The organism is Burkholderia sp. Ac-20379 (assembly GCF_017104645.1).
GTDB lineage: Bacteria > Pseudomonadota > Gammaproteobacteria > Burkholderiales > Burkholderiaceae > Burkholderia.
The window spans coordinates 1-14,403 of the sequence record NZ_JAAGPF010000189.1; the positions used below are offsets into that span (position 1 = coordinate 1).

Below are 14,403 nucleotides of genomic sequence, written 5' to 3' on the forward strand. Positions count from 1 at the left end.
CTCGTGGCGCGCACCGTGCACACCGCGCCGCAATCTCGGCTCGACGAGGCGGCGCGGCGCGCGAACGTCGCGGGCGCATTCGCCGTGGCGGGCGAGGTGCTCGGGCTGCATGTCGGCGTGGTCGACGACGTCATGACCTCCGGCGCCACGCTCGACGCGCTGGCCGCACGGCTGAAGGCGGCGGGCGCGCGGCGCGTGACGAATTACGTCGCGCTGCGCACCGCGAAGGATTGACGGGGCCGGCGCGGCCAGACGCGCGCCGGCCCGCGCTGCACACTTACATCGCATCACGCATCAACGAACCGGAACCGAACATGTTCAACGTCGTACTCGTCGAACCCGAAATCCCGCCGAACACCGGCAACGTGATCCGCCTGTGCGCGAACACCGGCGCGCGGCTGCATCTGATCGAGCCGCTCGGCTTCCCGCTCGACGACGCGAAGCTGCGCCGCGCCGGCCTCGATTATCACGAATACGCGCAGATGAACGTGCATCGCGACTGGGACGCGTTCCTCGACAAGGAAACGCCCGACCCGGCGCGCCTGTTCGCGTTCACCACGCGCGGCTCGGGCCGCTTCCACGATCACGCGTTCACGCCGGGCGACTGGTTCGTGTTCGGCGCGGAAACGCGCGGGCTCAGCGAGGCGCTGCTCGCGCGCTTTCCGAACGAGCAACGCGTGCGTCTGCCGATGCGGCCCGGCAATCGCAGCCTCAATCTGTCGAATACGGTGGCGGTGGTGGTGTTCGAAGCGTGGCGTCAGGCCGGCTTCGAAGGCGGCGAGTGACGCGGCGCGGCGTCAGAGCCGCGCGAGTTCGGCGTTGTAGAGATCGAGCATGTGGTCGTCGAAGCAGGCGAACACGATGCGCGTGAAGCCCGCGCCCGGCAGCATCGACACCACCGTGCTGACCGCGATCGCGGTGGCGGCCTCGGGCGGAAACCGGTACACGCCGCAGCTGATCGCCGGGAACGCCAGCGACGCGCAACCGGCCGCGGCGGCCACTTCGAGCGAGCGCCGGTAGCACGCGGCAAGCTGCTCGGCCTCGCCCGACATCCCCCCGTGCCACACCGGGCCGACCGTATGAATCACATGCCGCGCCGGCAACCGGTAGCCGTGCGTGAGCTTCGCATCGCCGGTCGCGCAACCGCCCAGGGTCTGACATTCGGCCAGCAGTTCGGGGCCGGCCGCGCGATGGATCGCGCCGTCCACGCCGCCGCCGCCGAGCAGCGATTCGTTCGCCGCGTTGACGATCGCATCGACCGTCAGGGTGGTGATGTCGACCACGCGCGCTTCGATGCGCGTCGAACCGATCGTGAGCATGCAGGCCTCCCATCGGGGCAATCTCGATAAGGCAAGCGTAGGCGCGATGATCGTGCGGCGCTAGAAATGGAACCGTTTGTTGCGTTTTACGTGGATGGCCGCGCAACCGCCCCGATCGGACGCGACGGCGCATTGCGCGACATTGCGCACCGATCAACACGAAATCGCGAAATTTGCCGGAATTTCACCAAGCATCGCCAAACTGGCGACGGCAGCCGATCGGGCAGCGTTCATGCCCGATCCGGCCACCAGGGCAGCCCTTGCGGCTGCCCACCTTCACTCGGCCTTGGCGTCGCGGCGCAGCAGCCCGTTCACGGCGTCGCGTGCGGCCACGCCCTCGAACAGCACGCTGCAAACCGCCTCGGTGATCGGCATGTCGATCGACTGCGCACGGGCCAGCGCCAGCACCGCGCGGGCGCAGCGCACGCCTTCGGCCACATGGCCGAGCGCGGCGAGGATCTCGTCGAGCGACAAGCCGGCGGCCAATTGCAGGCCGACCTTGCGATTGCGCGACAGATCGCCGGTGGCGGTCAGGATCAGGTCGCCCAGGCCCGTCAGGCCCGTGAACGTTTCGGCACGGCCGCCGAGCGCCACGCCGAGCCGCGACATCTCGGCCAGCCCACGCGTGATCAGCGCGGCGCGCGCGTTCAGGCCCAGCCCGAGCCCGTCGGCGATGCCGGTGGCGATCGCCAGCACGTTCTTGACCGCCCCGCCCACCTCGACGCCCACCACATCGTCGCCGGTGTAGATGCGCATCGCGCCGTGATGGAACGCCTCGAGCGTGCGGTCGCGGCACGCCGCCGAGCTGCTGGCCACCGTCAGCGCGACCGGCAGGCCCTGCGCCACCTCGCGCGCGAAGCTCGGCCCCGACAGCACGCCGTGGCTCGCATGCCCCGGCAGCGCTTCGGCGATCATTTGATGCGGCATCAATTCCGTTTCGGATTCGAAGCCCTTGCACACCCAGATCACGTGCGCCGGCACGCGCGGCGCGGCGCGCATCGCGGCGCACAGCGCGCGCAGCCCGGCCACGGGCGCGCCGATCACGCAGAGCGCGTCGTCGGACGCCGCATGGTCGAGCGCGACCGCGAGATCGGGCTCGCAGCGCAACGCCGCCGGCAGCGGCACGCCGGGCAGATAGCGGGCATTTTCATGATGGGCGGACAGCCCCGAGAGGAGCGCGCGATCGCGCGCCCACAACAGCGTATCGTGCCGCGCGGCCAGATGCGCGGCAAGCGCGGTGCCCCACGCACCGGCGCCGAGAACAGCGACTTTCATAGACCCAGCACCGGTTCGTGGGAAGCGCTCAGTTCAGCGTCGTGCCGTTCGGCGCGCCGTTGGCGGCGCCGCCCTGCTGCTGGGCGATCTGCGCGAGGCGTTGCTCGTAGAGCGCCTGGAAGTTGATTTCCGCGAGGTGGATCGGCGGGAAACCGGCGCGCGTGATCGCGTCGGCGATGTTCGAACGCAGGTACGGGAACAGGATCGTCGGGCAGGCGATGCCGACCAGCGGATCGAGCTGCTCTTCCGGGATGTTGCGGATGTCGAAAATGCCGGCCTGCTTGGCTTCGATCAGGAACGCGACCTTGTCCTTCACCTTCGCCGTGACGGTACCCGACACGATCACTTCGTACACGCTTTCGGCCAGACGTTCGGCCTTCACGTCGACTTCCACTTCAACCGACGGCATGTCCTGTTCGAGGAAGATCGCCGGCGAATTCGGCTGCTCGAGCGAGAGATCCTTCAGGTAAATGCGCTGAATGTTGAAGAACGGCTGGTTTTCGACGTCGGACATGTTGGCTCCCTAAAAAAGATATGACGGCGGCCGGTTTCCTCCGGCCACCCGATTGTCTTGACATGCCCGCACGGCACGTTGCCCCGCCCCGGCGCCCGGGAGGCGTCATTCTGCCGGAATCAGGCGGCTTCCAGAAGCGGCTGCAGGCCGCCTTCGCGATCGAGTTTCGCCAGGTCGTCGTAACCGCCGACGTGCGTTTCGCCGATGTAGATCTGCGGCACGGTGCGGCGACCGGTGCGCTCCATCATCTCGGCGCGGCGCGCGGGTTCCTTGTCGATCAGCACCTTCTCGATCAGCTCGACGCCACGCTGCTTCAGCAGGCGCTCGGCCATCATGCAATACGGGCAGACCTGCGTGCTGTACATGACCACTTTGTTCACTTCGCCACTCCTTGTTTGACGACCGGCATGCCGGCCTTCTGCCACTCGGCGACGCCGCCTTGCAGCACATGGACTTCGCCGTAGCCGGCTTCGCGCGCGACCTTGGCCGCCTTGTTCGATTGCTGGCCGTTCTGGCAGACCAGCAGCAACGGTGCGCTCTTGTTCTTGGCGACCTGCCCCAGCTTCGCCGACAGCTCGGCGTATTGCACCGAGCGGGCCGCCGGCAGGTGACCGGCAGCATAGTCGGCGGACGGCCGCAAATCGATGACGATCGCGTTGCGGCGGTTGATCAGTTGGGTCGCCTCGGCGCTCGACAGGCCGCCGCTCCCGCGCCGCAGCGTCGGGAAGACCAGCAGGCCGCCCGAAACGAGCAGGATCGCGATGAGCGCAAGGTTGAAGTAATCGGTAAAGAACGTCACGGAGGATCCGCCGCTAAAAAGAGAAATCGAAAAGGACAATCCCGCCATTATAAAATAACCGTCTGACACGATGGCGCCCCCCGTCACGGACGCGCCGTCCGGCCCGCTTCCTTACTACCGACCTGCAAGCTATCGCTATGTACAAGCTCGTTCTCATCCGCCACGGCGAATCGACCTGGAACAAGGAAAACCGCTTCACCGGCTGGGTCGACGTCGACCTGACCGAACAGGGCAACAACGAGGCGCGCCAGGCCGGCGTCCTGCTGAAGGAAGCCGGCTACGCGTTCGACATCGCCTACACGTCGGTGCTCAAGCGCGCGATCCGCACGCTGTGGCACGTGCAGGATCAGATGGACCAGATGTATCTGCCGGTGGTTCACACCTGGCGCCTCAACGAACGCCACTACGGCGCGCTGTCGGGCCTGAACAAGGCCGAGACGGCCGCCAAGTTCGGCGACGAACAGGTGCTCGTCTGGCGCCGCAGCTACGACACGCCGCCGCCGGCGCTCGAGGCCACCGACGAACGCGCGCCGTTCGCCGATCCGCGCTATGCCAAGGTGCCGCGCGAGCAGTTGCCGCTCACCGAATGCCTGAAGGACACCGTGGCCCGCGTGCTGCCGCTGTGGAACGAGTCGATCGCCCCGGCGGTCAAGGCCGGCAAGCAGGTGCTGATCGCCGCGCACGGCAACTCGCTGCGCGCGCTGATCAAGTATCTCGACGGCATTTCGGATGCGGACATCGTCGGCCTGAACATCCCGAACGGCGTGCCGCTCGTCTACGAACTCGACGAGAACCTCAAGCCGATCAAGCATTACTACCTCGGCGACCAGGCCGCCATCGCGGCCGCGCAAGCCGCCGTCGCGCAGCAGGGCAAGTCGAAGTAAGTGCGTGCCGCCGCGCGGCCGGCACGATGCGGCTCCGGTCGCGTCTGCCAGCCGCGCGTCAGCTTCGCGCCAGCCGGCCGTTTCGCGGCGGCGCGAGCCGCCCGCCATCGCGCCGAATCGCACCGAAACGCGCCCGGCGCGGGTTACCGAAAATTCGCGCGAACCCCGCCGCGCCGCCGCTGTCGAACCCGCTTCGTCACGGCTTTCGCCCGCCACGGCGAAGCTTCCCGACGATCGGGGATATACTTGACCGTCCTCACACCTTCAAGCCATAGCCACACGCGCTTTCCGACGCACACGATCCTATGCGAATGAAATTGAAGAATATCGGCCTCGTTGCCGCGGGCCTTGCCACCGGTGTTTTCGCGACGCTCCAAATCTCGGCGTCCGCCCAGCAAGCCACGATCACGACGCCGCTGCCGCTCGACCAACTGCGGCTGTTCGCCGAGGTGTTCGGCCAGATCAAGCGCGAATACGTCGAACCGGTCGACGACAAGAAGCTGCTGACGGCGGCCATCAAGGGCATGGTGTCGAGCCTCGACCCGCACTCGTCCTATCTCGACAAGACCGATTACCAGGAACTGCAAGAGCAGACCAAGGGCAGCTTCGCCGGCCTGGGCATCGAGATCTCGCAGGAAGACGGCCTCGTGAAGGTCATCTCGCCGATCGAAGACACGCCCGCGTTCCGCGCCGGCATCCGTCCGGGCGACCTGATCACCCGCATCAACGACAAGCCCGTGCGCGGCATGACGCTCGACAAGGCCGTCAAGCAGATGCGCGGCGATCCGGGCACCAAGGTCACGCTGACCATCTTCCGCAAGACCGACGACCGCACCTTCCCGGTGTCCGTCACGCGCGCCATCATCAAGGTGCAGAGCGTGAAGATGAAGATGCTGGATCCGGGCTACGCCTACATCCGCATCACGAGCTTCCAGGAACGCACCACGCCCGATCTCGCAGCCCGCCTGCAGGACATCGCGCGTCAGCAGCCGAACCTGAAGGGCCTCGTGGTCGATCTGCGCAACAACGGCGGCGGCCTGCTGCAGAGCGCGGTCGGCGTGGCCGGCGCGTTCCTGCCGCCGAACTCGGTGGTGGTGTCGACCAACGGCCAGATCCCCGATTCGAAGCAGGTCTATCGCGACGATTACGACAACTATCGTCTGCCGACTTTCGATTCCGATCCGCTGAAGAACCTGCCGGCCATCTTCAAGACCGTGCCGATGATCGTGCTGACCAACGCCTACTCGGCGTCGGCATCGGAAATCGTCGCCGGCGCGCTGCAGGATTCGCATCGCGCGCAGATCATGGGCAAGACCACGTTCGGCAAGGGCTCGGTGCAAACCGTGCGTCCGCTGACGGCCGACACCGGCCTGCGTCTGACCACGGCGTACTACTACACGCCGAGCGGCCGCTCGATCCAGAACAAGGGCATCGTGCCGGATATCCCGGTCGATCAGTTCGCCGACGGCGATCCGGACGACGTGCTCGTCACGCGCGAAGTGGATTACACGAACCACCTCGCGAACACGCAGGATCCGAACGAGAAGAAGGAACTCGAAGCCCGCGAACAGCGCCGCCTCGACCAGCTCCGCATTCTCGAAGAGCAGAACGACAAGAAGACGCCGGAGCAGCGCGAGAAGGATCGCAATCGCAAGCCGGTCGAATTCGGCAGCGCCGACGACTTCATGCTCCAGCAGGCGCTGGCGAAGCTCGAAGGCAAGCCGGTTCAGGAATCGAAGTCGCTGCTGGCCGAAAGCACCTCGAAGCCGCTGACGGCAGGCGCAGCCGCGCCGTCGGCTTCGGCGCCGAAGGCCACCACGCCGGCCAAGCCGGCGGCAGCCAAGCCGGCCTCGGCGACCAAGTAAGCCGGTCGCCCAGCCTGCAACGGGCCATCGCGGCGCTGCCGCGGTGGCCCGTTTGTTTTCGTGCAGCCGGTTCGCGCACCGGCGCCCTGCCGGGCAACCGCGCCGCGAACGCGCCTAAAATAGCGGCCAAGGCCAGGCTCGGCTCCCAATCCGCCCCGCGATGAACGACGAACAACTGCTCCGCTATTCCCGCCATATCCTCGTCGACGAGATCGGCATCGAGGCGCAACAGCGCTTTCTCGAGGCGCACGCGCTCGTGATCGGCGCCGGCGGCCTCGGCTCGCCGGCCGCGATGTATCTGGCGGCGTCCGGCGTCGGCACGATCACGCTGGTGGACGCCGACACGGTCGACCTGACCAACCTGCAACGGCAGATCCTGCACGTCACCGAATCGATCGGCCAGCCCAAGGTGGCGTCGGGCCGCGCGGCGCTCGCGCGGCTCAACCCCGAGGTAACGGTGCACGCCGTGGCCGCGCGCGCCGATGCGACCTGGCTCGATGCCGCCGTGCCGCGCGCGAGCGTCGTGCTCGACTGCAGCGACAACTTCGCCACGCGCCACGCGATCAACCGCGCCTGCGCCACGCATGGCGTGCCGCTCGTGTCGGGCGCGGCGCTGCGCTTCGACGGCCAGATCAGCACGTTCGATTTCCGCGATCCGGCCTCGCCCTGCTACGCCTGCGTGTTTCCCGAGGATCAGCCGTTCGAGGAAACGGCCTGCTCGACGATGGGCGTGTTCGCGCCGACCGTCGGCATCATCGGCGCGATGCAGGCGGCCGAGGCGCTGCGCGTGATCGGCGGCATCGGCGAGCCGCTGGTGGGCCGCCTGATGATGCTCGATTCGTTGCGCATGGAATGGAACACGATGCGCATCGCGCGGCAGCCCGACTGCCCGGTGTGCGGCGGCCGGCACTGAACGCCGGCGGTTCGGCCAACGGCGCGGCGCGCGCAAAACAAAACGGCGGCACATCGAAACGATGCGCCGCCGTTTTGTTTTGCGCCGTGAAAAGGACAGCGCTCAGGCCGCCATATCGGCCTTCGGCTCGGCCGACGACAACTGCTTGAGCGCGAGCTGCACGTCTTCCGGTTCGTAGGACGCCAGCACGTCGGCCGTCGGCTTCTCCAGCGCCTTCAGGTGCGCGCGCAGGATTTCCTGCTTGACCACCAGCAGTTGGCTCGGATGCATCGAGAACTCGGTCAGGCCCATGCCGAGCAGCAGGCGCGTCATCGCCGGATCGCCGGCCATTTCGCCACACACCGACACCGGCACGCCGGCGCGCTTGGCCTCGCGCAGCGTGAACGCGATCAGGTGCAGCACGGCCGGATGCAGCGGGTCGTACAGGTGCGCGACTTCGTTGTCGGCGCGATCGATCGCCAGCGTGTACTGGATCAGATCGTTGGTACCGATCGACAGGAAATCGACGCGCTTGAGGAACAGCGGCACCGCGATCGCGGCCGCCGGGATCTCGATCATCGCGCCGACCCGCACGTTCGGATCGTAGGCCAGACCCGCATCGTCGAGCTGGCGCTTGGCCTCGCGGATCAGGTCGAGCGTCTGGTCGATCTCCTGCGCGTGCGCGAGCATCGGGATCAGGATCTTGACCGGCCCCGTGGCCGACGCACGCAGGATCGCGCGCAACTGCGTCAGGAACATCTGCGGCTCGGACAGGCTCCAGCGGATCGCGCGCAGCCCGAGCGCCGGGTTCGGCGCCGTTTCGTAGCCCTCGTCGTGCGCGTCGAGCGGCTTGTCGGCGCCCACGTCGATCGTGCGGATCGTCACCGGCATGCCGTTCATCAGCTCGACGGCGCGGCGGTAGGCGTTGAACTGCTCCTCCTCCTCGGCCAGCGCGTGCACGTCGTTCATGAACAGGAACTCGGTGCGGAACAGGCCCACGCCCACGGCGCCGGCGTCCACGGCGGTTTTCGCGTCGTCGGGCAATTCGATATTGGCGAGCAGTTCGATCTTGGTGCCGCAGAGCGTTTGCGTCGGCGAGAACTTCAGCCGCTGCAGCTTGCGCTGTTCGAGCGCCTTCTCCGATTGCCGGTACGAATACTCCTCGAGCACGATCGGTGCGGGATCGACGATCACGATGCCCTGATCGCCATCGACGATGATCACGTCGTTCTGGCGGATCAGCGCGCTTGCCTGCTGCACGCCGACCGACGCCGGAATGCCGAGGCTGCGCGCAACGATCGCCGTGTGCGAGGTGCGCCCGCCGAGATCGGTGACGAACGCGCGGAACGCCTGGTTCTTGAACTGCATCATGTCGGCCGGCGCGATGTCGTGGGCCACCACGATCATGTCGTCCTTGCAACTGGCCGCGCCGCCCAACGCCTGCGACGCCGACGGCGCACCGGCCAGCGCCTTCAGCACGCGCTCGACCACCTGCTCGATGTCCGCCTTGCGCTCGCGCAGATACTCGTCCTCGATGTCGTCGAAATGGCCGACGATCACGTCGAGCTGCTCGGTCAGCGCCCATTCCGCGTTGTAGCGCCGGTTGCGGATCAGGTCGATGGTTTCCTGCACGAGCATGGCGTCGTTGAGGATCATCGAATGCACGTCGATGAACGCCGCCACTTCGCTCGGCGTGTCTTCGGTCAGGTCGGCGCGCAGCGCATCGAGCTCGCCGCGCACGGCCAGCAAGGCCGCGCGCAGGCGGTCGACTTCGGCGTCGACCTGCTGCGCCTCGACGAGGTAATGCGCGACGTCGAGCGCCGCCGGCGCGATCAAATACGCACGTCCGATCGCGATACCTCTCGAAACGGGAATTCCCTGCAGCGTGAACGACACGCGCACCTCCTGTGAGTCCGGTCTGCCGCGGCCCACCGCCGCGCTGCGCATATGACCCCGACTCCCGATTATAAATTCCGCACGCCCCGCGTGGCTGCATGCGCCGCAGCATCCGCCAACAATGATCTGTTGTCTGAATAAAGAGAAATGCCGCGTGAGATCACGCGGCATTCCGGATTCCGAACCGGCCGGCGGTGCGCCGGCGGCAAGCAGGCCTTACTGGCCTTCGCCGAACTTGTCGGCGATCAGGCCGAGCAGCGCCGTCATCGCTTCCTGCTCGTCCGGGCCTTCGGTTTCGATGGTCACCGTGCTGCCGATGCCGGCCGCCAGCATCATGACGCCCATGATGCTTTTCGCATTGATGCGCCGGCCATTGCGGGTCATCCAGACTTCCGACTGGAAGTTGCCGGCCAGCTGGGTCAGCTTGGCCGACGCGCGAGCATGCAGCCCCAATTTGTTCACGATGGTCGTTTCTTGCTGAAGCATGGTGTTCCGTTCAGGTGGAGACAGCCGGCGCCCGCGCGCCGGCGGAGGGAAACCTGGCGGCCGCGCGAGGCGGCCGCTGGCTAATGCGTTTCGGTTTGCGGTTTGGGTTCGGGCGGAATCGGCGCGCACTCGCCGCAGCCCAGGCCGGGACGCGGCGGCGGCGTGCCGGCCGCCACTTCGTGAATGCCCTTGGTCGAGCCGGCCAGCGCCTTCTCGACGAGCGTGTCGATCGGCGTGGTGCGGTAGCAGACCGAGCGCACCAGCATCGGCAGATTGACGCCGGCGAGCACGCGCACGCCGTCGAGCTTCGCGAGCTGGCCGGCGATGTTGGCCGGCGTTGCGCCGTACATGTCGGTCAGCACGAGCACGCCGTTTTCCTCGCGCAGCCGCGCGATTTCGGAATGGGCGTACGCCATGACTTGAGTGGGATCGTTGTCCGCCATCACATCGATGGCGCCGATGCGCGCGGGCAGCCCGCCATAGATGTGGGAAATGCACTCCCGCAATGCGGTGGCGAGCGGAGCATGAGCGATGATCAGGATGCCTGCCATGTCAACCTTGCAACAATGTCGGCCCGACCGCCGGACCTGAAGCCACGAGTAGACCTACCGGGCGTGCGGGCATTGTAGCAGGCCGATTTCGGGGCCACTCCACATTGGCGTAGCCCCGCTACCGATCCGGCGGCGGGGGACCTGCGCGGCCGCCGCCGGCAATACCGATGATGCTCAGCCGACCAGGCGCTCCAGCGCGTCGACGAACATGCCGGCCACGTCGAAGCCGGTCTGCTCCATGATCTCGCGGAAGCAGGTGGGGCTCGTGACGTTGACTTCGGTGAGCCAGTCGCCGATCGCGTCGAGCCCGACCAGCAGCAGGCCGCGTGCGGCCAGCACCGGCCCGAGCGCGGCGGCGATCTCGCGGTCGCGCTCGGTCAGCGGCTGCGCCACGCCGATGCCGCCCGCGGCCAGGTTGCCGCGCACCTCGTTGCCCTGCGGAATGCGCGCGAGCGAATACGGCACCGGCTCGCCACCGATCAGCAGGATGCGCTTGTCGCCGGCCTTGATCTCGGGAATGAACTTCTGAATCATCAGCGAGCGCTTGCCGTCCTCGCCGAGCATCTCGATGATCGAACCGAGGTTCATGCCGTCGGCCTTGACGCGGAACACGCCCATCCCGCCCATCCCGTCGAGCGGCTTGACGATCACGTCGCCGTGCTCGGCATGGAACGCGCGCAGCCGCGCGGCATCGCGCGTGACCAGCGTGGGCGCGACGAACTGCGGGAATTCGCCGATCGCGACCTTTTCCGAATGGTCGCGAATCGCCTGCGGGCGGTTGACGATCTTCGCGCCGGCGCGCTCGGCCACTTCGAGCAGCCAGGTCGACGTGACGTATTCCATGTCGAACGGCGGATCCTTGCGCATCAGCACCGCGCCGAACGCGGTCAGCGCGCGCGATTCGGGCGCGGCGGCCTCGAACCACACGTCGCGGTGCAGATCGGCCGGATCGCCGACGATCGTCACGCGCCGCACGTCGGCCTCGACCGAACTGCCCGACCAGGCCAGTTGCTGCGGCTCGCACGCGTAGATCGCGTGGCCGCGCCGCGCGGCCTCGGCCATCATCGAGTAGGTCGTGTCCTTGTAGATCTTGAAGCGATCCAGCGGGTCGGCGATAAAGAGAATGTCCATGCGAATCCTGTGATGTCGGGCGATCGGGCGGCGGCGCGTCAGACCTGGATCGCCTCGGGATCGGTCTTTTCGAGCTCGATCGACGAAGCGAGCAGGCCGAGCCGGCCCACCACGCCATACATATAGAAGCGGTTCGGCGGCGCGGCGCCCGGCTTCGCGTGCGCGTCGGGCAGCGCCGTGTGCTCGAAGCCGAGCGGCACGTAGTGCATGCCGGGCGCGTTGAGGTTCTGGTCGCGCTCGCGCGCCGAGTGGGTGCGGTAGAAGCCGCCCACCACGTAGCGGTCGATCATGTAGACCACCGGCTCGGCCACGTCGTCGCCGATCCGCTCGAACGTGTACACGCCTTCCTGCACGATCACGTCGCGCACCGGCAGCCCGGCCTTGGTTTCGGACATCTGCGCGCGCTCGAGCTTGGTCATGCCGCCGATCTCGGACGCGTCGTGGATCGTCATCACGCCACGGCCGGCGGTGCCCGCATCGGCCTTCACGACCACGTAGGGCTTCTCGCTGATGCCGTATTCGCGATACTTGCGGGCGATCTTCTTGAGCACCGCGTCGATCGCGTCGGCCAGCGCCTCGCCGCCGTTGCCGGCCTGCCAGTCGATGTCGCCCACGTGCGCGAAATACGGATTCACCATCCACGGATCGACGCCGACCATCTTCGCGAACTTCTTCGCGACGTCGTCGTAGCAGGCGAAGTGCGTCGACTTGCGGCGCACCGCCCAGCCGGCGTGCAGCGGCGGCAGCAGGTATTGCTCGTGCAGATTTTCGAGCACGTCGGGAATGCCGCCCGACAGATCGTTGTTCAGCAGGATCGAGCAGGGATCGAAATTCTTCAGACCAAGGCGGCGCTGCGAGCGTTCGAGCGGCTCCAGCACGATCTTCTGGCCATCGGCGAGCGTGATCGGCGTGGTGTCGGTAACGCTCGGATCGAGCGAGCCGAACCGCACGTTCAGGCCGGCCTGACGCATGATCGTCGCGAGCCGCGCGACGTTTTCGAGGTAGAACGCGTTGCGGGTGGGCAGCTCGGGAATCACGAGCAGGCCTTTCGCATCCGGGCAAATTTTTTCAATCGCGGCCATCGCCGCTTGCACGGCGAGGGGCAGCACTTCCGGCGGCAGATTGTTGAAACTGCCGGGGAACAGATTGGCGTCGACGGGGGCGAGCTTGAAGCCGGCGTTACGCAGATCGACCGAACAATAGAACGGCGGCGTGTGTTCCTGCCACTCGAGGCGGAACCAGCGTTCGATCGCCGGCGTCGCATCGAGGATCTTCCGCTCCAGCTCGAGCAGCGGACCGTTTAACGCCGTAACGAGATGGGGAACCATGAATCACTCGCGAACAGGAGAAAAAAGATTGTAGAGCAATTACTGCGCCCATTTGGGGATTGTTCCCGGGTTCGCAAGGCTCTGCGGTTCTTTTTCTCGCTATTGACCCGATAGCCGAAAGGGTTATCCCGTCGGGTCGCGCGCTGCGGCCTGCACGCGGCGTGCGCCAAACCGCGGACGAAAAAAAACCCGCCGGGAGGGCGGGCCGAAGTCGCTGCGCTCATTCTGTCTGCCGGGCGGCGTTTCGCGTCGCCACCCGGCGCATTACCGATATGTCGTCCGACGATTACTCGACGTGTTCGCCGTGCAGGATCACGTCCAGACCTTCGCGTTCCTCTTCTTCCGTCACGCGCAGGCCCATCACCATGTCGATCACCTTCAGGATGATGAAGGTCACCACGCCGCTGTAGACCAGCGTGATCAGCACGCCCTTGGCCTGAACCAGCAGGCTGCCGTCGAAGCCGCCGATGTCCTTGACCGCGAACACGCCCGTCAGCAGCGCGCCGAGGATACCGCCCACGCCGTGCACGCCGAACGCGTCGAGCGAATCGTCGTAGCCGAGCTTGATCTTGAGCCACGTGGCCGACCAGAAGCAGACCACGCCGGCGGCGATGCCGATCACCAGCGCACCGCCCACGCCCACGAAACCAGCCGCCGGGGTGATCGCCACCAGGCCCGCCACGGCGCCCGACACGATACCCAGCACCGAGGGCTTGCCCTTGGCGATCCACTCGGCAAACATCCAGCCCAGCGCGGCGCAAGCCGTGGCGATCTGCGTCGTCAGCATCGCGAAGCCGGCACGGCCGTCAGCCGCCACCGCCGAACCCGCGTTGAAGCCGAACCAGCCCACCCACAGCATCGAGGCGCCGATCAGCGTCAGGACCAGGTTGTGCGGCGCCATCGCTTCGCGGCCGTAACCGACGCGCTTGCCGAGCACCAGGGCGCAGACCAGGCCCGCGATACCGGCGTTGATGTGCACCACCGTGCCGCCCGCGAAGTCGAGCACGCCGTCCGTCGCCAGCCAGCCGGTCGGTTCCCAGACCATGTGGGCGATCGGCACGTACACGATCAGCGACCAGATCGTCATGAACACCAGCATCGCCGAGAACTTCATGCGATCGGCGAACGCGCCGCAGATCAGGGCCGGCGTGATGATCGCGAACGTCATCTGGAACACGCAGTAGACCGATTCCGGAATCGTCGTGGCCAGGTGGCTGACGGTCAGCGTGGTCGCCGTGTCGCCCTTCACGTAGGCCATGCCCGAGAGCAGGACGCGCGAGAAGCCGCCGATGAAGCCGTTACCCGGCGTGAACGCGAGGCTGTAGCCGATCACCGTCCACAGCACCGTGATCAGCGCCGTGATCGCGAAGCTCTGCATGACCGTGGCGAGCACGTTCTTCTTGCGGACCATGCCGCCGTAGAACAGGGCCAGGCCCGGGATCGTCATGAACAGAACCAGTGCG

General features: G+C 66.9%; 15 protein-coding genes and 1 pseudogene. 5 read left to right on the forward strand and 11 right to left on the reverse strand.

What is annotated here, in order from left to right; genetic code table 11:
* A pseudogene (locus tag G3N92_RS21615) lies at window positions 1-234 on the forward strand (phosphoribosyltransferase family protein); the annotation flags it as partial.
* 80 nt (window positions 235-314) lie between these two features.
* Window positions 315-785 carry a tRNA (uridine(34)/cytosine(34)/5-carboxymethylaminomethyluridine(34)-2'-O)-methyltransferase TrmL gene (gene trmL / locus G3N92_RS21620; RefSeq protein ID WP_206129623.1) on the forward strand — a complete coding sequence of 157 codons (471 nt, stop codon included), beginning with the start codon at window positions 315-317 and terminating at the stop codon, window positions 783-785.
* 12 nt (window positions 786-797) lie between these two features.
* Here the strand turns inward: trmL and G3N92_RS21625 are convergent, their stop codons facing one another.
* The 5 genes from G3N92_RS21625 to G3N92_RS21645 form a co-directional block, all read right to left on the reverse strand.
* Window positions 798-1,319 (reverse strand): O-acetyl-ADP-ribose deacetylase, encoded by a 522-nt coding sequence (locus G3N92_RS21625; protein WP_206129624.1) that lies wholly within the window; start codon window positions 1,317-1,319, stop codon window positions 798-800.
* Between the two features lie 276 nt (window positions 1,320-1,595).
* Complete coding sequence (locus tag G3N92_RS21630; RefSeq protein WP_206129625.1) at window positions 1,596-2,594, reverse strand: NAD(P)H-dependent glycerol-3-phosphate dehydrogenase; 999 nt, start codon at window positions 2,592-2,594, stop codon at window positions 1,596-1,598.
* 28 nt (window positions 2,595-2,622) lie between these two features.
* Window positions 2,623-3,108, reverse strand: a complete 486-nt coding sequence (gene secB / locus G3N92_RS21635; RefSeq protein ID WP_206129626.1) for a protein-export chaperone SecB — start codon at window positions 3,106-3,108, stop codon at window positions 2,623-2,625.
* A gap of 119 nt (window positions 3,109-3,227) precedes the next feature.
* Window positions 3,228-3,488 carry a glutaredoxin 3 gene (grxC, locus tag G3N92_RS21640; RefSeq protein WP_206129627.1) on the reverse strand — a complete coding sequence of 87 codons (261 nt, stop codon included), beginning with the start codon at window positions 3,486-3,488 and terminating at the stop codon, window positions 3,228-3,230.
* Window positions 3,485-3,955, reverse strand: a complete 471-nt coding sequence (locus G3N92_RS21645; RefSeq protein ID WP_241014940.1) for a rhodanese-like domain-containing protein — start codon at window positions 3,953-3,955, stop codon at window positions 3,485-3,487. Before G3N92_RS21645 ends, grxC begins: the two co-directional genes overlap by 4 nt.
* An 89-nt stretch (window positions 3,956-4,044) precedes the next feature.
* On the opposite strand from G3N92_RS21645, the gene gpmA reads away from it, so the two are divergent.
* The 3 genes from gpmA to moeB all read left to right on the forward strand — a co-directional run bounded on the left by gpmA (window position 4,045) and on the right by moeB (window position 7,569).
* Window positions 4,045-4,791, forward strand: a complete 747-nt coding sequence (gene gpmA / locus G3N92_RS21650; RefSeq protein WP_206129628.1) for a 2,3-diphosphoglycerate-dependent phosphoglycerate mutase — start codon at window positions 4,045-4,047, stop codon at window positions 4,789-4,791.
* A gap of 305 nt (window positions 4,792-5,096) precedes the next feature.
* Complete coding sequence (locus G3N92_RS21655; protein ID WP_206129629.1) at window positions 5,097-6,656, forward strand: S41 family peptidase; 1,560 nt, start codon at window positions 5,097-5,099, stop codon at window positions 6,654-6,656.
* A 160-nt stretch (window positions 6,657-6,816) separates the two neighbouring features.
* Window positions 6,817-7,569, forward strand: a complete 753-nt coding sequence (gene moeB / locus G3N92_RS21660) for a molybdopterin-synthase adenylyltransferase MoeB (protein WP_206129630.1) — start codon at window positions 6,817-6,819, stop codon at window positions 7,567-7,569.
* Window positions 7,570-7,671: 102 nt separating this feature from the next.
* On the opposite strand, the gene ptsP is transcribed toward moeB, so the two are convergent.
* The 6 genes from ptsP to G3N92_RS21690 all read right to left on the reverse strand — a co-directional run.
* Window positions 7,672-9,495, reverse strand: coding sequence for a phosphoenolpyruvate--protein phosphotransferase (gene ptsP, locus G3N92_RS21665; protein WP_206129631.1), 1,824 nt, complete (start codon window positions 9,493-9,495; stop codon window positions 7,672-7,674).
* A gap of 165 nt (window positions 9,496-9,660) precedes the next feature.
* The gene (locus tag G3N92_RS21670; RefSeq protein WP_206129632.1) at window positions 9,661-9,930 is read right to left on the reverse strand and encodes an HPr family phosphocarrier protein; all 270 of its coding nucleotides are present in this window, start codon (window positions 9,928-9,930) and stop codon (window positions 9,661-9,663) included.
* Between the two features lie 80 nt (window positions 9,931-10,010).
* Entirely contained in the window at window positions 10,011-10,481 is a 471-nt protein-coding gene (locus tag G3N92_RS21675) for a PTS fructose transporter subunit IIA (protein ID WP_206129633.1), read from the reverse strand.
* A gap of 174 nt (window positions 10,482-10,655) precedes the next feature.
* A complete protein-coding gene (gene gshB, locus G3N92_RS21680; RefSeq protein ID WP_206129634.1) occupies window positions 10,656-11,612 on the reverse strand; it encodes a glutathione synthase in 957 nt (318 codons plus the stop codon).
* 38 nt (window positions 11,613-11,650) lie between these two features.
* The gene (gene gshA, locus G3N92_RS21685; RefSeq protein WP_206129635.1) at window positions 11,651-12,940 is read right to left on the reverse strand and encodes a glutamate--cysteine ligase; all 1,290 of its coding nucleotides are present in this window, start codon (window positions 12,938-12,940) and stop codon (window positions 11,651-11,653) included.
* 286 nt (window positions 12,941-13,226) lie between these two features.
* The coding region (locus G3N92_RS21690) for an ammonium transporter (protein WP_206129636.1) at window positions 13,227-14,403 on the reverse strand (1,177 nt) is incomplete at its 5' end.